The organism is Kribbella sp. NPDC006257, assembly GCF_040613535.1.
In the GTDB taxonomy this organism is placed as follows: Bacteria; Actinomycetota; Actinomycetes; order Propionibacteriales; family Kribbellaceae; genus Kribbella.
Map to the genome: position 1 here is coordinate 115181 of NZ_JBEXSJ010000019.1, position 19919 is coordinate 135099.

The 19919-nt window shown below is 67.0% G+C and carries 14 protein-coding genes; 5 read left to right on the forward strand and 9 right to left on the reverse strand.

What is annotated here, in order from left to right; genetic code table 11:
- The first annotated feature begins 39 nt into the window (after window positions 1–39).
- From ABZ004_RS23330 to ABZ004_RS23345, 4 genes are all read left to right on the forward strand, one after another.
- Window positions 40–1701, forward strand: a complete 1662-nt coding sequence (locus ABZ004_RS23330; RefSeq protein ID WP_355682666.1) for an FAD-dependent oxidoreductase — start codon at window positions 40–42, stop codon at window positions 1699–1701.
- Window positions 1701–3161, forward strand: coding sequence for an ATP-binding protein (locus ABZ004_RS23335; protein WP_355682668.1), 1461 nt, complete (start codon window positions 1701–1703; stop codon window positions 3159–3161). Before ABZ004_RS23330 ends, ABZ004_RS23335 begins: the two co-directional genes overlap by 1 nt.
- Window positions 3162–3476: 315 nt before the next feature.
- Window positions 3477–9995, forward strand: a complete 6519-nt coding sequence (locus ABZ004_RS23340) for an RHS repeat-associated core domain-containing protein (RefSeq protein ID WP_355682670.1) — start codon at window positions 3477–3479, stop codon at window positions 9993–9995.
- Complete coding sequence (locus ABZ004_RS23345; RefSeq protein WP_355682672.1) at window positions 9995–10480, forward strand: hypothetical protein; 486 nt, start codon at window positions 9995–9997, stop codon at window positions 10478–10480. Before ABZ004_RS23340 ends, ABZ004_RS23345 begins: the two co-directional genes overlap by 1 nt.
- Window positions 10481–10483: 3 nt before the next feature.
- Here the strand turns inward: ABZ004_RS23345 and ABZ004_RS23350 are convergent, their stop codons facing one another.
- The 5 genes from ABZ004_RS23350 to ABZ004_RS23370 all read right to left on the reverse strand — a co-directional run bounded on the left by ABZ004_RS23350 (window position 10484) and on the right by ABZ004_RS23370 (window position 14316).
- Complete coding sequence (locus ABZ004_RS23350) at window positions 10484–11266, reverse strand: aminoglycoside phosphotransferase family protein (protein ID WP_355682674.1); 783 nt, start codon at window positions 11264–11266, stop codon at window positions 10484–10486.
- A 25-nt stretch (window positions 11267–11291) separates the two neighbouring features.
- Complete coding sequence (locus tag ABZ004_RS23355; RefSeq protein WP_355682676.1) at window positions 11292–11552, reverse strand: hypothetical protein; 261 nt, start codon at window positions 11550–11552, stop codon at window positions 11292–11294.
- Window positions 11553–11574: 22 nt separating this feature from the next.
- Entirely contained in the window at window positions 11575–12393 is an 819-nt protein-coding gene (locus ABZ004_RS23360; protein ID WP_355682678.1) for a poly-gamma-glutamate hydrolase family protein, read from the reverse strand.
- Between the two features lie 83 nt (window positions 12394–12476).
- Complete coding sequence (locus ABZ004_RS23365; RefSeq protein ID WP_355682680.1) at window positions 12477–13433, reverse strand: sugar kinase; 957 nt, start codon at window positions 13431–13433, stop codon at window positions 12477–12479.
- A 259-nt stretch (window positions 13434–13692) separates the two neighbouring features.
- The gene (locus ABZ004_RS23370; RefSeq protein WP_355682682.1) at window positions 13693–14316 is read right to left on the reverse strand and encodes a bifunctional 4-hydroxy-2-oxoglutarate aldolase/2-dehydro-3-deoxy-phosphogluconate aldolase; all 624 of its coding nucleotides are present in this window, start codon (window positions 14314–14316) and stop codon (window positions 13693–13695) included.
- Between the two features lie 178 nt (window positions 14317–14494).
- Here ABZ004_RS23370 and ABZ004_RS23375 point away from each other — a divergent pair, with 178 nt between their 5' ends.
- Window positions 14495–16315: a sialidase family protein gene (locus ABZ004_RS23375; protein ID WP_355682684.1), complete on the forward strand. Its 1821-nt coding sequence runs from the start codon at window positions 14495–14497 to the stop codon at window positions 16313–16315.
- Window positions 16316–16320: 5 nt separating this feature from the next.
- On the opposite strand, the gene ABZ004_RS23380 is transcribed toward ABZ004_RS23375, so the two are convergent.
- From ABZ004_RS23380 to ABZ004_RS23395, 4 genes are read right to left on the reverse strand one after another with little or no spacing between them, the layout of a single operon-like run.
- The gene (locus ABZ004_RS23380; RefSeq protein ID WP_355682685.1) at window positions 16321–17175 is read right to left on the reverse strand and encodes a hypothetical protein; all 855 of its coding nucleotides are present in this window, start codon (window positions 17173–17175) and stop codon (window positions 16321–16323) included.
- Window positions 17169–18314: a galactonate dehydratase gene (dgoD, locus tag ABZ004_RS23385; protein ID WP_355682687.1), complete on the reverse strand. Its 1146-nt coding sequence runs from the start codon at window positions 18312–18314 to the stop codon at window positions 17169–17171. Before dgoD ends, ABZ004_RS23380 begins: the two co-directional genes overlap by 7 nt.
- Window positions 18311–19018, reverse strand: a complete 708-nt coding sequence (locus ABZ004_RS23390; protein WP_355682689.1) for an FCD domain-containing protein — start codon at window positions 19016–19018, stop codon at window positions 18311–18313. The genes dgoD and ABZ004_RS23390 overlap by 4 nt, the downstream gene beginning before the upstream one ends.
- Before the next feature lie 58 nt (window positions 19019–19076).
- Complete coding sequence (locus ABZ004_RS23395; protein ID WP_355682691.1) at window positions 19077–19799, reverse strand: SDR family NAD(P)-dependent oxidoreductase; 723 nt, start codon at window positions 19797–19799, stop codon at window positions 19077–19079.
- Between the last annotated feature and the right edge of the window lie 120 nt (window positions 19800–19919).

Below are 19919 nucleotides of genomic sequence, written 5' to 3' on the forward strand. Positions count from 1 at the left end.
CGTTGCGGGAAGTTGGCGATCCGCTGGTATGAAGGAGGCATGACAGCGTCGACAACCCGCCCGGTGATCCTGACCGTGGACGACGACCCGGGCGTCTCCCGGTCGATCGCCCGCGACCTTCGCCGCCGGTACGGCGAGGAGAACCGGATCGTCCGGGCCGAAGCGCCCGACCAGGCCCTGGATGCCCTGCGTGAACTCAAGCTCCGGGGCGAACCGGTCGCCCTGCTGCTGGCCGACTACCGGATGCCGGGGATGTCCGGCATCGACTTCCTCGAGGCCGCGATGGACCTCTACCCGCTCGCCCGGCGGGTGCTGCTGACCGCGTACGCCGATACGGATGCCGCCATCCAGGCGATCAACGTGGTCGACCTCGACCACTACCTGCTCAAGCCGTGGAACCCGCCGGAGGAGAAGCTCTACCCGGTGGTCGACTCCATGCTCGAGCTCTGGAAGGCGACCCCGGAGCCGTCCACCGACGAGACCCGGGTGATCGGGCACCGCTGGTCGGCGCCGTCGTTCGCGGCCCGCGACTTCCTCGCCCGCAACGCCGTCCCGTTCCGCTGGATGGGTGTCGACGACGAGGAGAGCAAACGCCTGCTCGAAGCAGCCGGAGTCGACGGTACGACGCTGCCGGTCATCATCACGCCGGAAGGCGAAGTGCTGGTCGCGCCGTCCGAGGCGGACCTGGCCGACAAGGTCGGTCTGTCCACTGCTCCGGCCGCGGAGTTCTACGACCTTGTCGTGGTCGGCGGTGGCCCGGCCGGTCTCGGCGCGGCCGTCTACGGTGCGAGCGAAGGTCTCCGGACCGTGCTGGTCGAGCAGGTGGCGACCGGCGGGCAGGCGGGTCAGTCGAGCCGGATCGAGAACTACCTGGGTTTCCCGGATGGGGTGTCCGGTGCACAGCTGACCGATCGGGCGCGGCGGCAGGCGGTCCGGTTCGGGGCCGAGTTGCTGACCGCCCGGCAGGTGGTCCAGCTCGAGTCGACCGGATCGGCCCGGCGGCTGGTGTTCTCCGACGGCAGCGAGATCTCCGCGCACTCGGTGATCCTGGCGACCGGCGTCGCCTACCGATCGCTGGAAGCGCCCGGCGTGGACGATCTCTGCGGTCGCGGTATCTACTACGGATCGGCGACCACCGAGGGTCCGGCCTGCGCCGGCCAGGAGGTCTACATCATCGGCGGAGCCAACTCCGCGGGCCAGGCGGCGGTCTATTTCTCGAAACATGCCAAGACCGTGCATATGCTGGTGAGAGGACCATCGCTCGAGGCGACCATGTCCTCCTACCTGATCGACCAGATCGGCCAGATCGACAACATCGAGGTGCACACCTGCACCCAGGTGGTGTCCTGCAAGGGGTCGGAGCACCTGGAGCGGGTGACCTTGGTGAACAGTGCGACCGGAGAGAGCCGGGAGGTGGACACGGAATGGATGTTCGTGTTCATCGGCGCGGCTCCGCGGACGGACTGGCTGCCGGGTGACCTGTTGCGCGACGAACGCGGCTTCGTCCTGACCGGGCCCGACCTGCACGGGCGGCCACCGGGCTGGGTGCTGGAGCGCGAGCCGTATCACCTCGAGACCAGCATGCCCGGCGTGTTCGCGGCCGGCGATGTCCGGGCCGAGTCGGTGAAGCGGGTCGCGTCCGCGGTCGGCGACGGTGCGATGGCAGTGACCCTGGTGCACAGATATCTGGAGATGCTCTGATGGCAGTTTCTGAAACGGACGAACCGTTGCGGCTCAGCATCGACGAGCTCCGCACGCTGTTCCTGTTCGAGAGCCTGACCGACGAGCAACTCGGCTGGCTGTCGCGGGAAGGGCACGTGGAGGCCGTCGACGACGGGATCGTCTTCAGCGAGGGTGACGAGGCGACCTGCTGCTACCTGCTGCTCACCGGTGGGATCCGGATGTGCAAGCTGTCGCACGGCGAAGAGGTGGAGATCAACCGCAGTACGCAACGCGGTGTGTACGCCGGCGCGGTGACCGCCTTCCTCGGCGCCGACGAGCGCAAGAACTACAACGCGACGATGCGGGTGCTCGAGCCGTCCACGTTCTTCGTCATCACCGCCGAGACGATGGCGACGATGATGAACCGCTGGTTCCCGATGGCGGTGCACCTGATCGACGGCTTCGTCCAGGGCATGCGGCGGACCAACGAGACGATGGGTGAGCGTGAGCGGTTGCTTGCCCTGGGATCCTTGTCCGCCGGTCTGACGCACGAGCTCAACAACCCTGCAGCAGCAGCGGTTCGGGCTGCGGCGACACTGCGGCAGCGGGTCGCCGGAATGCGGTCCAAGCTGGCGATGCTTGCCGACGGCACCCTTGACGCGACCAAGCTGCACGCGATCGTGGCGATCCAGGAGGCGGCGGTCGAGAAGGTGGCGAAGGCTCCCGAGCTGTCGCCGCTGGACCTCAGCGATGCCGAGGACTCGCTGACCGACTGGCTGGACGACCATGGCGTCCGCAACAGCTGGGATGTCGCGCCGGTGCTGGCCGCGGTCGGGCTGGACGTGCCGTGGATGGAAGAGGTGCAGGCGGCGGTCGGCGACGAGTACCTCGAAGGCGCGGTGCGCTGGTTGATGTACACGATCGACACCGAGTCGCTGATGAACGAGATCGACGACTCGGTGACCCGGATCTCCACCCTGGTCGGGGCCGCCAAGCAGTACTCCCAGATCGACCGCGCGCCGTACCAGGTGGTGGATCTGCGCGAACTGCTCAAGTCCACGCTGGTGATGATGTCGGGCAAGCTGCAAGGCCTGAACGTGGTGAAGGACTTCGACCCGGAGCTGCCGCAGATCCCGGCGTACGCCGCGGAGCTGAACCAGGTCTGGACCAACATCATCGACAACGCGGTCGGCGCGATGAACGGCGAAGGCACGTTGACGATCCGGACCAAACGCGACGGCGCCTATGCCGTCGTGATGATCGGCGACACCGGCCCCGGCATCCCGCCGGAGATCCGGAACCGGATCTTCGAGCCGTTCTTCACCACCAAGCCGATCGGCGAAGGCACCGGCCTCGGCCTGGACATCTCCTGGCGGATCGTGGTGAAGAAACACCACGGCGACCTCCGGGTCGACTCCAAGCCCGGCGAGACCTGGTTCAAGATCATCCTCCCGATCGACCCCGAGAACGAGATCGAAGCCCAGGCCGACCTGATCTGACCCGCGCTGCGTCGTCTACCGGCCTTCGCCTCGTGCGGGCTCGGCATCGGTGCGGCAGGGCGAGGGCAGGTGGGGCTGTTACGGCGAGAAGCAGTTTCTGCAACTAGCTGCAGAAAGTGCTAACAGCCCACGCTGCGTACGCGATGGTTGGGTCGCCCGGCCCGCTCGACGACCCTGCCCGTCGTCGAGTCGTCCCAGGCCGGCGCGAGTTGTGGGGAGATCGCCTTGTCCGTTCTCGATCGCTTGGGTCGACCTCAACGACCCCGGTTGCCACGCCTGGTAGGCCTGGCCCTGTCATCAGTCCTCGTGCTTGGAATGGGGATCGGCCAGTCGGTCGCCGACGCCGCCCCTGCCGCCATCCCCGACGCCAAGCCCCCTGCCGCCCCACCCGCAAAAGTGACGTCCCGTCCGGACGTGGTCTCTGCTGCGGTGACGGCCCGCTCGCAGGGTTCCCGGGTCGAGGTCGAGTCGATGCGGACCGAGACCTCGACCACCTGGTCGAATCCGGACGGCACGATGACGACGGAGGCGCATGCGGCCCCGATCCGCTTCAAGTCCGGCGGTGCCTGGAAGGACGTCGATCTGACTCTGCAGAAGGGCGTCGACGGGTCGGTCGCACCCCGCTCTCAGCAGCACGGTCTGCGTCTGGGGAAGCGCAACGCCGCGACCGGTCAGGTGTTCGCCTCGGCCGATTCCGGCCCCGGCAAGACGGTCGAGTGGATCTCTCCCTGGAAGCTTCCCGAGCCGAGCCTGGACGGCACGAAGGCGACGTACGCCGAGGTTCAGCCCGGTGTCGACCTGGTGCTGGATGCCCGCCGGAACGGTTTCGAGAACGACTTCGTCGTGAAGCAGCGCCCAGCCACGGCGCCGGTGTGGCGGATTCCGCTGCGCACCAAGGGTTTGACCGCGAAGCAGCAGGCGGATGGTTCGATCGCGTTCGTCGATGCGAAGAATGTCGTCCGGTCGAAGATCCCGGTCGGGTTCATGTGGGACGCGGCGGGTGTGGACAAGGCGACGGTGAAGGTCACTGTTGAGCAGGCGTCCGCGGGTAAGGCGACGTTGGTGGTCGCGCCGGACGCGAAGTGGTTCCTGGACCCGGCCCGGGTGTTCCCGGTGACGGTCGATCCGACCTATGCGACGGGTTCGGCGTACGCGGCGTTCGACACGTTCGTCCAGTCCGGTTATACCTCTGATCTGTCGGGGTTGCCGGATCTGCGGACGGGGAAGAACGGGACGCACACCGAGCGCACGTTCTTGAATTTCTCGACCGCGCCGTTCAAGGGCAAGGACATCTTGTCGTCGTCGTTGTCGATCTGGCAGTACGGCGCCTCGTCCTGCACGCCGAGCACGGTGTATATCCGGTCGACGATGACGCTGGCCGATACCGCGACCCGCTGGACGAACCAGCCGGCGCTGGGTTCGGTCTACGGTCAGGCCTCCGCGGCGAAGGGTTTCTCCAGCGACTGTCCGGGCGGGCGGATCTCGATCCCGATGACCAGCCTTGCCCAGGCCTGGTCCAAGGCACCGTACGACGTGGGCGGGATGGCGCTGATCGCGGCGAACGAGGCGGACGTGAACTCGTGGAAGCGGTTCTACGCCACGTCCGGCACCAAGGACCCGGTCATCGGTTTCACCTGGAACCGTCCCCCGGCCAAGCCGGCCACGGTCGAGCCGTCCGAGGCCGTCGCCTACGCGGCTCCGGGTGAGACGACGTCGTGGTTGTATTCGGCGAGCCTGCGCCCCTGGGTGCGGACGAAGGCGACCGACCCGGACGGGAATACGGTCAAGTACATCTTCGAGTTCTACACCGGCTCCGGTGACACGTTCAAGTCGTGGGGCACCTGTACGTCGTCGGTGTATGCCTCCGGCACGCTCGCCGGCTGCCGCCCATCCCCAGCCACCCCGCTCCCCGACAACACGCTGCTCTACATCCGAGCGAAGGCCAACGACGGCCGGGTCGACGGGCCGTGGGTTGGCTACAACCAGCGCCTGCGCACCGGCGCTGCAGTCCCGTCGCAGCCGACGGTGTCGTGCCCGGCGCCGTACAACAACGACTCCTGGCAGGACAACTCACCCACCGCGGACGTCACCTGCACCGTCTCCGCGACCGGCTCCGGCTACAACGCACCGGGCTATCTCCGCCTGATCGTCGACGGCAAGCGACCGGCCGGCACGAACGGTGTCGAAGGCCAGGTCAAGATCATGCCCTCGACGGATCCGAACGTTGCGAAGTACGAGGTGAAGTTCAGCAAGGACACCCCGGGTCTGCACACCATCGTGACCCAGGCCGAAACCCCAGCAGGCACGTTGTCGTCGAACGCGACGTACAAGTTCGGTTGGGGCGGCACCTCGCTGACCTCACCGGCCGTGAACCCGCGGACCACCACGTCGAGCACGGTCCGGGTGACTGCGGCAGGTCCGCCGAAGGGCCTCGCGTCCTCGGTGACAGCACACGTGAAGTGGCGCGTCTCCGGCTACGGCAGCTCAGATGACCTGGTCGGCTGGAACGAAGACCCGACCGCGCTCAGCGTTCTGGACAACGCCGCCGGTGGCGTCACCGTCAACACCCAATGGGACAGCACCACCGCCAAGATCGACGCCAACCTCGACTCCGACCCCAACACCGCCGGCATCCAGCCGACGACGTTGAACGACAGAGCCCCGGTGCTGCTGGATGTACAGGTCTGCTTCAAGTACGGCACGACCGAGCAGTGCACCTGGTCCCAGACCCCGAATACCACCATCCAACGCGTACCGCATGCCTTCGGCAACGGTTTCCCGACCTCGGCAGCAGGCCCCGGCCAGGTCGCGCTCCGGACCGGTGAGTTCAACCTCGACGCAACGGATGTTTCCGTGCCCGGCTACACCGGTGACCTGTCGATCTCGCGGTCGCACTCGACCTACTCGACGCCGACCAACGACATCGACGGTGCCTTCGGTCCGGGCTGGGTCGCCGAGTTCGACGGCGCCGAAGCCGGCGCGGCCGGGTGGCGGGTCATCGACTCGACCAGCATCGACGGCACGATCGCGCTGGTGGACGGCGACGGGACCTCCCTGGTCTACACCTCGCCGACCCACAAGCGGCGTACCACGGACACCTTCGACCAAGGCACCTGGATTCCGGCCGACGAGGACACCCAGGTCGACGGGTCGAAACTGACCATCACCGGTACCGCCACGGCGCCGGTGCTGTCCTACATCGAGGATGACGGCACCGTCACCACCTGGAACGTCCCGGAGCGGCCGTTCCCGAACCAGCCGTCGGTCTGGCGGCCGATCACGATCAGCGAGCCGGGCATCGCGACCAAGACGACGTACTCCTACGACTCGAGCGGCCGCGTCGTGCGCATCCTCGCACCGACCGGGCCAGGCGTCACCTGTGGTGCCTACGACCAGACCAAGCCGCCGCTGACCGGGATGGCTGCGGGGTGTCGCGCGCTGCGCTTCAAGTACGCGGCCGTCGGCACGGGCCAGTTCCAGATGACCGAGGCCTGGCTGGACATCTACAACCCCGACAAGTCCGGTGGCGCCGCGATGGACTCGATCCAGGTCGCGGCCTACACCTACGACGGCAGCGGGCGACTGATCAAGGTCACCGATCCGCGGTCGAATCTCTCTACCGAGTACACCTACAACGCCGCCAATCACCTCACCTCGCTCAAGCCGGCCGGCCAAACGCCGTACCAGCTGAACTATGTGGCAGTGGGCGACCAGGAGAAGCTGGACTCGGTCAAGCGCGACCGTCCCGCCGGTGACCCTGCTGGTGGCACGGCGACGCTCGCCAAGTTCGTGTACGACGTACCCCTGTCCGGAGCGGGTCTGCCGGACCTGACCGCTGGTTCGGTCGCCAGGTGGAACCAGAAGACGACTCCCGCCAACGGGTACGCCGTCTTCGGTCCGGATCACCCGGTGTCCGGTACTCCGGGTGCTGACGACTGGCAGTACGCCGACCTGCAGTACACCGACGCGGCGGGCTATACCGTCAACAACGCGAAGTACGGTGCTGGGGACTGGCAATACACCTCCACCGACTACAACGACCAGGGCAACGTGACTCGCCAGTTGGACGAGCGCGCTCTGCGGACCGTGATCGACAACGCAGTACCGGCAGGTGCTCCAGCCGACCAGTTGGCCACGGTGAACGTGTACAACGCCGACATCAAGAACGCTGCCGGCGATGCGGTGGTCACTCCTGCGGGGACCTTGGTGATGGATTCTTACGGCCCGTCGCGCTTCGCAACAGTCAAGGACGGCAGCACCAAGTGGGTCCGGACGCACACCCACAACGCGTACGACGAGTCCGCGCCGAACTCAGGCATCAACCCGGCAACTGCTCTGCCTTACCGCCTGCCGACCACGGTCACTACGGGCGCCTTCGACCCGGCCGCGGGAACCGAGGAGCCGATCACCCGTACACAGACCGAGTACGTCGCAGCAGTTGTGGGCGACGGCGACGGGTGGGCCCTCGGCAGGCCCAGCAAGACGATCACCGACGCCAACCCCGCCGGTCCTCGTAACGACGTGACCGGTGATGTCGTCAAGGTCACCCGGTATGACACCGAAGGCCGTGTCATCGACAGTCGACAGCCGAACTCCAACGGCGCCGATGTGGGAACCACGAAGACCATCTACTACACGGCAACCGCCAACTCGGCCGCGCCCGAGTGTGGTCTTAAGCCGCAGTGGGGTGGCCTGACCTGCAAGGTCTACCCGGCCGGTGCTCCATCGAGCGGGCCGACCTTGCCGACTACCACCATGACCAGCTACAACTACCTGCTGTCACCGAAGACCGTCACCCAGACCTCTGGTCAGGTCACCCGGACCAGCACGACGAGCTACTTGATCGACGGTCGCGCGCAGACCACCAAGACAACAGTCACTGGTCTGACTGGCTCGACTGCGAACACAGAGAAGACCACGACGTACGACGGTGCGACAGGTGCTGCGACCGTCGTGACGGCAAAGGCAGCTGACAACACGACGACAACGATCACTACGGGCTACGACAGCTGGGGCCGTCAGGTCAGCTACCAGCCGCAAGGCGACCCGGTGAGTACCACTGTCTACGACGCGAGTGGTCAGATCGCTACGCTGACTGACTCCAACGGCTCAACCCGTTACACCTATGACGGCACTGACGCGGCCGGCAAGACTGAACACCGTGGCCTGGCCACCAAGGTTGAGGTCATCACTTCTGGGTCCACCTGGTCGTCGACCGGTGCCTATGACGCCGACGGGTCCATGACTGTGCAGAAGTTGCCGGGTGGGATCACGCAGTCCACCGACTACGACAACGCCGGTGAGCAGACCGGGCTGCGCTACACCGGCCAGGTCACCAGCACCAACGAAGACGGCTCGACCACGGTCGATCCTGATGGTCCGTGGTTGTCCTGGTCGGTCGACAACGACGTCACTGGCCGCCTCGTTCGGGAGTGGACCCCGGACGGCAACGCTTTCACTGGTTCTCCTGGTGATGCACCTGGCGACGCTGTCGGCTACGACCGCGCCTATAGCTATGACAGCCTCGGCCGCCTGACCAAGGTCGAAGACCGCACCGCCGCAACCACCGGCGTCGACGTCACCGACCCCACCCAAACCCCAGGCTGTGTCACCCGCACCTACGGCTTCGACCGCAACGACAACCGCCTCACCAAGTCCACCGCGCCCGCGGCGGCTGATGGCTCCTGCACCACGACCGGAGCCGCCACCACAACCAGGGCCTTCGACTCCGCTGACCGCCCGGTGACGGGTGCCAACGGCGTCGGGAACTACGTCTACGACGCACTCGGCCGTACGACGACCCTCCCGGCCTCGGACACCCCGAAGCCCGCCGACGGCAACCTCACCATCGGCTACTACGACAACGACCTCGCCCGATCCATCGCTCAGGGCGGAACGACCACCACCTACACCCTCGACGCCCTGGACCGTCGCTCGGTAGAAACAGCGACCAACACCAGCGGCTCGACCGACACCATCCGCCACTACACCGACACCTCCGACAACCCGACCTGGGTCGCCACCGGTACCACCACCCAGCGGTACGCCGAACTGATCGGCGGCGACCTGTCGCTCACCGTCGACCAGACCGGGAAGGCGTCGCTTCCAATCGCCAACCCGCACGGCGACACCGTCACCACCGTCGACCTGACCGGCACCCAGCCGGCCACCTCGATCGGTGCCTGGAGCAACTACGACGAGTTCGGCTGCGGCACACCGGCCGACACCGGCACCGTCGACTACGGCTGGCTCGGCGAGAAGCAACGCGCCACTTCGGCTAGCGGCTTGGTCTTGATGGGCGTCCGCCTCTACAACCCCACCACCGGCCTCTTCACGAGCCTTGATCCGGTCCCCGGCGGCAACCCCAACGCCTACACCTATCCCTCCGACCCCATCAACGCCTTCGACCTGGACGGCCGCCGCTGGGGCTGGAAGAAATGGAAGAGTTGGGGCAGATCAGCCGTCAGAAACTTCAGCTCCGGTTACCGTGCAGTCAGGAACTACCACTACACCGCCTTCGGTTATGCGTACGCCCGCGCTTCGGGCGCTCACTGCCAGAGGACACCGGGTCTTACCCTCTACTGCAGCGGCTCCCGCCGCTGGGTGCCGGAGGCCGGTTACACCATCGGTAACGTGTGGGTATCAAAGAAGCGTTATGAGGGCAACGAGCGCGCTGCGCGTCTGCGCCATGAGGGAAAGCACTCATCGCAATATGCGAGCTTCGGTCATGCTTTCATTCCGGCTTACATTGCGGACTGGGCGATCCACCGGGGTAACCGGCGCCGCATGTGGTTCGAACGTTCGGCCGGCCTGTGCGATGGAGGATATTGCTGATGCGGTGGCGGATCATCCTTCCGATCAGCCTCGGGGTGCTGGTGATGCTGGCCGTCTTCGTCGGTGGCTTGTACCTCATGGCCACTGGGGAAGCGGACTCGCGCGGATACGTGCTGCGCGAATCCTCGGGGCAGTTGGTCGTCGGGTACCGCATCTGTTCCGGTGAGTCGATCGAGAGTGTGACCGTCACGGATCAAACCGTCTCCCCGGCAGTCACGCTCTGGAGCGTCGTACGGTCCGCCGGGCAGACCGGGAAGATTCCGTTGGGCAAGGTGCCGGGCGGGTTCGGCGAGCGGGATCCGTTCGTCGTACCTGCGGCCGATCACACGATCAGATTCGAGATCACCGGTACGTCCGGAACCGCGACGACGGTCCAGTTCGTGCCTTCGAAGCTGCCTGCGGGTCAGTTCTGGGATGCCGGCGCTGCCGATCCTGCCCCGGTGTCGAAGCTCCACCCAGAAGGATCGGAGAACTACGGCTGCTGATAGTCAGTTGTTGAGGAGTTCGGCGGCGGCGTCCAGGCGTCGCCGCCAGGCTTCTGCCTCAGGGGATGTGGACGCGTGGTTGGCCAAGCTGAGTAGGCCTTGGACGACCAGGGACGGTAGTACTGCTTGGAGAGCGGCGTCGGTGTTTGTGCCGGTGCCGCTCCTGTAGGTTGCGATGGTGGTTGGCCAGAGGGTGGGGTCGACTGAGGTGAGTAGGTGCCAGCCGAGGTCTAGTACGCCGGGGGCTGCTGAGACGTCTTCCCAGTCGAGGAGGGCTATCTCGCCGGTGGGGCTGGTGCGGAGGTTCTGGGCTGAGGCGTCGCCGTGGATCAGGGTGAGTGGGCCGGCGGTGAGGAGTTGGCGTTCGGCTGTTGCCACGTTGCCGACAAGGCGTTCGGCGAGGGCGCGGACGGTGGGGGAGAGGTCGTCGCGGGCGGCTAGGCGCGGCCAGGTTTCGGCGTACAGGCGTTCTACGAGGCCGTCGCCGGCGCCGATGGGGCGGATCCACGGCCAGCGGATGGCGACTTTGTCGGTCCAGCGGTTGTGGAGGTCGGCCAGTAGGTGGGCCGCGGCCTCGGGGTCTGCGCCGAGGGTCCACGCGGAGAGGTCTTCGAGTTCGAGCAGGGTGCCTTCGGCGGAGATCTCCGAGTGGTAGCAGGCCGGTACCCGGATGCCGATCTCCGGCGCGATCTCGCGGTAGAAGCGCACCTCTGCCTCGAACATTCCGAGAGCCTCGGCGATCGACCCGGCAGTAGCGATCTCGCGCCGCTTCACGAAGACGTCCATGGGCCGATCCTTGCGGGTCGAGAGCTCAGCTGTCGCCTTGTTTATCGGCGTACGCGAGCAGATCCTCGTAGCTCTGCTCGCTCGGGCGGTAGAACTCGTCCGGGTCGCGGTGCCGGCCGATCGCGCTCTCGCCGAGGAGACGGGAGATCGTCAGGGCGGCCGACAGGGGGGCGGTGGTTGACGACGATCTCGCGGACCTGGCCCCGGTCGTTGAGGTGGAAGGTGCCGACACCGGTGACCGGGCCGCCTTCGACGGTGGCTGTGTATTCGTCGACGGCTCGATCACAATCAGTACGGGGCGCGCCGAGTCAGGGGAGCAGCTGGGCTGCCTCCAGGTCGGCGACGGCGGCTCGGGTTGCGCTGACGAAGGACCGGAAGAGATCCCGTGTGGTGTTCTTGCGGTCGGCTCGGGTGTTGGTGTCGAACATTGCCGCCCGCAACGAGGTGGTGAGTTCGAGTTGGGCGCCGGTGCCGAGCAGGGTGCGGTTGGCGATGTTGGTGGGTTCGTCGCCGTTCAGGTCCGGGATGGAGGCGGCATCGATCGCGCGGATACCGGCAGCGTTGAGCCTGGTCAGGAGCTTCGTCTTGAAGGTGCTGTTCCGTCCGCCGACCAGGACCGCCTCGGTGCCGTCCGCGAGGCCGGCCTGCGCGGCAGTGCAACCGTGCAGGCTGACCGCATTGAGTGATCCGCCGGCGAGCGCTCTGGCCACCGGGTCGTCGCAGTTCGTCGACGTGACATGCAGTTCGGCGTTGCCGGTCGACCGCAGTCCTTCGAACATCCAGTAGTCGTGAACCGGTCCCTCGGCAGGTGTTGGAACCAGGCTGGCCGGGTGATATCCGGCGATCGCGAGGCACAACTCCGACGTACCGGCCTCGATTCCGCCGCCGTGTGGCGCCAGGATCACCGTGCGCTGTACGGCGTACCGCTGGCTGAGGTCGTCGTCGAACCACTCGTGCCGGCGGTAGCGACGCGAGTAGTCGACGCCCTCGCCCAAGGACGGGTCGGCGTAGAGAGCGGTGTTCGACGGGTAGCGGTCGGCGGTCGTCGTGGCTGAGGCTGTCAGGGTGCGCGACGCGGCGGCCGCGATGACAGCCAGGCCCAGGAAACCCCTTCGTGTACTACGCATTCTGTCCCCTCTCCGATCGGCCGACCTCACCAACCCTGGGGCCGACAGCGTCGCGCCGCCGAGCATCCGGCGTGTCGCGCGGATCAACGGAGGGCGGTGCCGTGGGTGTGGGCGAGGAGGGTCAGGTCCTCGCGGGTGGGGAGGGATTCCCAGTCGCCGTATGCGCCGACGCAGAAGGCGCCGGTGGCCGTGGCGCGTTCTAGGCGGGCGGGGATCGGGAGGTGGTCGAGGGTGGCGGAGAGGTAGCCGGCGACGAATGCATCACCGGCGCCGATGCTGTCGACGACGGTGACCGGGAGGGCTGGGCGGTGGGTGGTGCCCGAAGTGGTGTGCGACCAGGCGCCCTTGCTGCCGGCGGTGACGACGACTTCGGCGGCTGAGGTCAGGAGGTCGGCGATCGGGTCGGTGGCGTCGGTGAGGATGTCGAGTTCGTCGTCCGAGGCGAACACGGTGTGGATGTGCGGGATGAGTTCGCGCAACGCGGCGGCGGCGTCAGCGCGAGACCAGAGGCGGGCGCGGTAGTTGACGTCGAGCGAAACCTGTACGCCGGCTGCGGTGGCGGCCCGTACTGCGGCCAGCGAGGCGAGCCGAGTCTCGGGGGAGAGGGCGGGGGTGATGCCGGTGACGTGGAGGAGGTGGGGCTGGGATGTTTCCATGGCCCGGATGCACTCGTCGGCGGTCAGGGTGGAGCCGGCCGAGCCGCGCCGGTGGTAGCTGACCCGGGTGATGTCGTGCGCGGGTTGATCGAACGCGATGAACCCGGTGAACGACTCGTCCGAGAAGCGCAGGTACCGCGTATCGACTCCCTCGGCCCGCAAGGTCCGCTGGATCAGCCTGCCGGGCTCATCGTTGCCCACGGCCCCTATCCAGGCAGCCCGATGCCCAAGCCGCGCCAGCCCGATCGCCACATTGCTCTCCGACCCGGCGACCGACAGGTGCGCCTCGCCTCCGAGTCGCATCGTCGCCTTCGATCGGATCGACACCATCGCTTCGCCAAGCGTGAGCACCTCGAGCCGGACCGCCACGCCATCAGTGGTCACCGCAGGCGAAGGTGTTGGCGCCTGAGTCAAGTGGCTGGAGCCCTGGAGGTCGCGGGTACTGATGGTGTGGCGGTCCGCCGTGGCGGTCGGCTGGTCTGCCGGCGAGGTGGGCTGGACGTCCGTCACTGGGTCCGCGCTCTCCCGATGGTGGTCGCTGGTGGACTGCGGGTTGGCCTCCACGTCCAGGGGATCCCCAGGTGAGCTGGGCTGGGGGTTGGCCTCCACGTCCAGGGGGTCCCCGGGTGAGGTGGGCTGGGGGTTAGGCATTGGTTACCGCGGCTAGGAAGGTGGCGGCGCGGGCTGCCAGGGCGGATTGGGAGCCGCCGGTGCCGGCGTCGCCTAGGAGTGGAGAGCCGAGGCCTACTGCGAAGGCGCCTGCGGCCAGGTATTGGGGAGCGGACGAAGCGTCGATGCCGCCGACGGCGATGAGTGGGGCGTTGGGGAGTGGAGCCCGGAGTTCGCGGAGGTAGCTGGGGCCGTGGAGTTTTGCTGGGAAAATCTTGACCGCGAGCGCTCCCATGTCGAGCGCGGTGATCACCTCGGTCGGAGTCAGCGCGCCGCAGAGGAGCGGCAGGCCGATCTCGACACTTCGGTAGGCGCCACGAGTGATCGCCGGGGTGACGGTAAACCCTGCGCCAGCGGCTGCGACCTCATCGGCCTGGGCGGCGGTGATGACAGTCCCGGCGCCGATCAGGATCGAAGAATCGAACTCCGAACGAGCCTTGGCGATCGCCTCCGCACCACCCGGCGTCGTCAGCGAAACCTCGAGCGCGGTGATCCCCGCGCCGACGAGGGTGCGGATGCACTTCAGTGCCCGGTCGGGTCCGTCCGCCCGGATGATCGCCAGCACCTTCCGCCGGCTGAGTTCGGCTAGCAGGTCCACGACAGCTCTCCTTCGACGATTTCACGGTAGGCCAATCGAGGCCTGGAGCATTTGATCGATCCACACATAGGACGTCCGATGTCCGGGTTTCGCAGGCCGGAGTTGTGGACAAATTACGGGATGAGCAATCCAAGAGGTTGTTTACTTTCCATTCACCGGAAGGCAGGTCTCCCGCCCCATGCCCAGCTTCCGCCGTTTCTTGATTCAAGTCCTGACCCTCTGCCTGTTGGCGGCCGGCCTGGTGGCCGCTCCCCAGCAGGCCAGTCCCGCGCAAGCGACGGTCACCCAGACCGTCCTCTTCGACAAAGGCTTCGCCGGCTACGGCTGCTACCGGATCCCGGCGATCGTCCGGACGAAGGCGGGCACCCTGCTCGCCTTCGCCGAAGCACGTCGTACCTGGTGTGCCGATTCGCAGGAGATCGACCTCGTCGTCCGACGGTCCATCGACAACGGGCGGAGCTGGTCGGAGCAGAAGACCGTGTTGTCCGGCGTCGACGGCGATCCGGACGCCGTGTCCACGCGCGGCAATCCGACCCCGATCGTCGACCTCGAGACCGGCCGGATAGTGCTCCTGACCACGATGGATCCCGGCAACGGGACCGATCGGCCGCGGATTCCGTACGTGCAGTTCAGCGACAACGACGGTGTGTCCTTCACTCCTGCGACGAACATCGCCGACCAGATCGGCGACCCCACCTGGGGCTGGTACGCGACCGGGCCGATGCACGGCATCCAGTTGACCCGTGGCGTCCACGCCGGCCGCCTCGTCGCCGGGACGAACTACGACGTCGGCCAGAAGGTCGCCGGGCAGCTCGTCTACAGCGACGATCACGGCGAGCACTGGCACAAGGGCGCCACCGATCTGCGGAGCAACACCGACATCATTCCGCAGGAGATCAGTGTCGTGGAAAAGGTGGACGGCGGCATCTATGCCGGTGCGCGGAACAACAACGGCAGTGGTGGCGACAGCCGGGCATTTGCCGTCAGCAACGATGGCGGCGAGACCTACGTCACGCCGTACAAGAGCGTCGCCGGGCTGACGACTCCTACGGTGCAGGGATCGCTGCTGCGACTGCGGGCCGTGGACGAAGGTGCGAAGTACAACCGCATCCTGTTCGCCTCGCCGGCGGATCCGTTGCGGCGCAGGTACATGACGATCCGGTCCAGCTTCGACGAGGGCAACACCTGGCAGTCCGTTGCCGACGGCACCAGGATCACCAGCGACTGGTCCGGCTATTCCGACATGGCCGTGCTCGGTACGGGTGAGATCGGGCTGCTGTACGAGGCCGGCGCGGTCGATGCGCGCGATCAGATCCGGTTCGCGCGGTTCACCGAGACCGACATCGGGCTGCCGGACGGCGCGAGCGGGCCGACCACCCCGGACGTGTCCGGCCTGGGGAACAACAGCTATCTGCGCGGCGGCACCACCGCGGTCGCCGGCAAGTTCGGGCAGGCGCGGGATCTCGATGGAGTCGACGACGCGATCCAGCTCCCGTTCGCCGAGTCGCTGGCGGTCGGGGCAGGGGACTTTACTGCTATGGCTTGGATCAAGTACGGAACCAGTACCGCGAACCAGGCGATCTTCTGGGGCTACGGGATCAACGACTTCTCGCAGTTCTGGCTGCGGGCCGAGCCGGGGGACAGCCGGATCCGCGGGCTCATCACGACCGGGGGCAATACCGCCGTGGTCGCGACGACCAAGGCGTACAACGACAACGCCTGGCATCACGTCGCCCTGCAACGCAAGGCCGGAACGCTGTCGATCTGGGTGGACGGGGCTCAGGCCGCTTCGGTTGCAGCGCCCGCCGGGTCGGTCAGTCCGGGCCGGCCGTTCAAGATGTACGTCGGTCAGCGGCTCGACGGGGCGCACCATTTCGACGGGTCGCTGGATGAGGTCCGCATCTACAAGCGAGCGTTGACCGCCGCCGAGATCGCGTCCATCCGCACCAGCAACTCCACCACGGTTGCCAACGTGGTGCTGGATCTGCCGCTCGGGTAGCACGATCAGACTGACCTGGCGGAGATGACGAGCCGCCAGGTCAGTTCACCCGACTCGGGCACGATCGCGGCGTCACCGGGCCCGGCTTCGTCGAGGTCGAACACCCGCCCGAGCATCGGCTCCACCCCCAGACTCCGGTACGGCGTATCGTCGGGAAACCCACCCAGATTCCGCCACAACGCCACCGAAACCGGTTGGCCAGGGCAACTGAGCGAGAACGTCAACTCGTCCGAGCCGTCCCGCACGGAAATCGTCGAGAGGTGCACCAGCACCGCGCCAATAGCTGACCCGTCGTTCGAGTCGTACGTCTCCATTTCAATCCCACCCGGAGATGGCCAACTCGCCTCAAACCAAGGCGCTGTGCCGGGCCAAGGAACATTCAGGTGTCCTGTGGCTTCTGGGTAGAGGCGGCAGGGGGTGCCTGTCGGGGCGATCAACCTGGTGCCGACCGCGCAGTCCAGTAGGGCGTGGGCGGTCCAGGTGAAGTGGTAGCCGGGCGGGGCGACCAGGCGGTAGTCGGCCCAGATTGCGCCTGATTCGGTGATCTCCGGAGGAGGCTCTCCGCCGTTGAAGCGGCGTAGGAGGACGGCTTCGCCGTACTGGACGGCGTCCCAGTCTTCGTCTTCGTCGAGGGAGGCCCACGGTTGGTTCCATAGGGCGCCGTGGTCGGGGACGCCGCGGACGGTGGGGAAGCATTCGTCGAGGCCGCCGACGTCGATATAAGACGTGAAGCCAGTGCGTGGGACTGACGACAGGGCAGGGTTCGTCCACAGCCATTCGCGCCCGCCGAGGACGAGCGAGGTCCAGCGGCCGCCGTCGTCGAGATCGACGACGACCTCGTTGGTGGGGAGCTCTACCATTCTGCGAACGATCCGTCCTCGTGCGTCCAGACCGGGTTCCGCCACGCGTGCCCGAGCTTGTCGGCCGCGCGAACGGCCTCCTCATCGACGGTGATTCCCAACCCAGGCAGGGGATTGAACTCCGCGTGCCCGTTCACCCACGTATACGGCGTCGGGTCGGTCACGTACGACGTGAGGTCGCTGCCCGTGTTGTAGTGGATCCCACGACTCTGCTCTTGGATCAAGAAGTTCGGCGTCGCGAACGAAACCTGCAGGCTCGCCGCCAACGAGATCGGCCCAAGCGGACAATGCGGCGCCAGCAACGCGCCATGCGTCTCAGCCAGTACTGCGATCCGCCGCAACTCCGAGATCCCGCCCGCGTGCGAAACATCCGGCTGCACCACGGCGACCCCGGCATCCAGGGCCGGCACGAACTCGGACCGGTTGTACAGCCGCTCGCCCAAGGCCACCGGAACCGTAGAGCTTGAAACAACCTCTGGAAGATGGTGCAGATGCTCCGGCAACACCGGCTCCTCGACGAACAGCGGATGCAACGGCTCCACCGCGTGCAGGATCCGCCGCGCGGCCGCAATCCCGACCCGACCATGCAGGTCGATCGCCACATCACGCGTATCACCAAGCACTGAACGAGCAGCCGCGAGCCGGGCCACGATCGCGTTGACCTCACCCAGCGACGGCGACGGCTGGATCCGCCCGCTCGCGTTCATCTTCACCGCGGTCATCCCGGCCTCGACCTGAGCGGCGACCTGATCCGCGATCTCGGCCGGCTCATCGCCGCCGACCCACGCGTACACCCGGACGCGATCCCGCACCCGCCCGCCGAGCAGCGACGAAACCGGCGCCCCGTAGACCTTCCCCGCGATGTCCCACAAGGCATGATCCAAGCCGGCGACAGCGCTGCTCAGCACCGGCCCGCCCCGGTAGAAGCCGCCCTTCGACAAGATCTGCCAGTGCCGCTCGATCTGCAGCGGGTCCTGCCCGATCAGATACTCCGACAAGGTCTCGATCGCCGTCCGGACAACTTCCGCGCGACCCTCCACGACTGGCTCGCCCCAGCCGACGACGCCGTCGCTGGTCTCGATCCGGCAGAACAACCAGCGTGGCGGGACCAGGAACGTCTCGATCCGCTCGATCTTCACTTGCGGCGCCGTACTTCGGACAGATCCTCGGCCGCCTTCGCCAGGAGTTCACGCATCGCCAGCTCCGCGCCCTCCGGATCGTGCGCGCGGACCGCGTCGACCACCCGCCGGTGGCTCGGCACCGAATCGTCGGAGGGCTTCACCCGATGCACCAGCCGGTCGCGATCGGCCAGGCCGGCCTCCATGATGACCTCCATCTTGGTCAGCAGCTCGTTGCCGGTCGCGGCCAGCAACGCCTTGTGGAAGGCGATGTCCGCCTCGGCGGCGGCCAGGTCGTCAGCGGCCGACGACATCGCCGCCAGCGCGGAGTCCAACGCCTCCAGATGCACATCCTCGGCCCGTACGGCGGCCAGCCGCGCGGCCGCAGGTTCCACGATGCCCCGTACTTCGTGCAGTTCTTCGAGCAACTCGGGACGCACGTCGTCGTCGAAGTGCCACCGGATCATGTCCGCGTCGAGCAGGTTCCAGTCCGACCGCGGCCGGACGAACGTGCCGCGCTTCTGCCGCGCGTCGACGAGTCCCTTCGCGGTCAGTACCTTCAACGCCTCCCGGACAGCGGTCAGGCTGACGCCGAGATCTGCCTGCAGCTCGACCACGTTGATGGTCGCGCCCTGCGGGATCTGTCCCGACAGGATCCGCTGCGCCATCACCTCGACGATCTGCCCGTGCAAACCTCGTGACATCCCGCGCTGAATCCCCGTCACCGGCATCTCCCCATCGCTTGTGAAACAAGTCCTGAATCAAGTCTCGAACGGCAGTCCGTCATGCCGAGTCCTTCACCGCGGACCAGCCGCCGTCGACCACCAGGCTGGCCGCCGTCACGAACGAAGCCTCGTCCGACAGCAGGAACGCGACAGCGGCCGCGACCTCGTCCGGCCGGCCGAGTCGCCCAACCGCGGTTGCCCGAGCACTTTGTTCCTTTCCCTCCGGGGTGACACGGTCCCACGCGGCGGTGTCGATCGGCCCCGGCAGCACGGTGTTCACCCGGATCGCCCCGCCGTACTCGACCGCTAGCTGCCGCCCGAGCGCCACCAGAGCGCCCTTGGTCGCGGCATAGGCGGGATGCCCGGGGATGCCGGCCAAGGCGTGCACCGACGACACCAGTACTACGGAACCTCGGGTCGCCGACAGATCGGCGTACAGGGTCTTGAAGCCGAGGAACGTGGCGGTGAGGTTGACGTCGAGCTGGCGTTGCCAGGAGCTCGGCGACAATTCGTGCGCGGGCAGGACCTCGACCAGGTACGCGTTGCTGACGAGTCCGTCGATCGGTCCGAGTTCGTCGCGGCCGCGCGACCGCGCCTCCGCCCAGGTGTCCGGCGCAGCGACATCGCCTTGTACGGCGATCGCCCGGCCGGGGACCTCCTTGCACGGTTGCAGGTCGACCTGGACGACCGAGGCGCCCTCGTCGAGCAGCCGTTGCACACAGGCCGCACCGATACCGGTGGCTGCCCCGGTCACCACGATCACCCGCTCAGCAAGCCGCAACAGAAGCCTCCACGTCTCCAACGATGCACCAGTTGATCGTGACCAAGTCATCACGTCAAGCGATTTGCTCGTAATTTACGAATTAATATTGACATGCCCGACTGCGCGGCTGCAAGATCC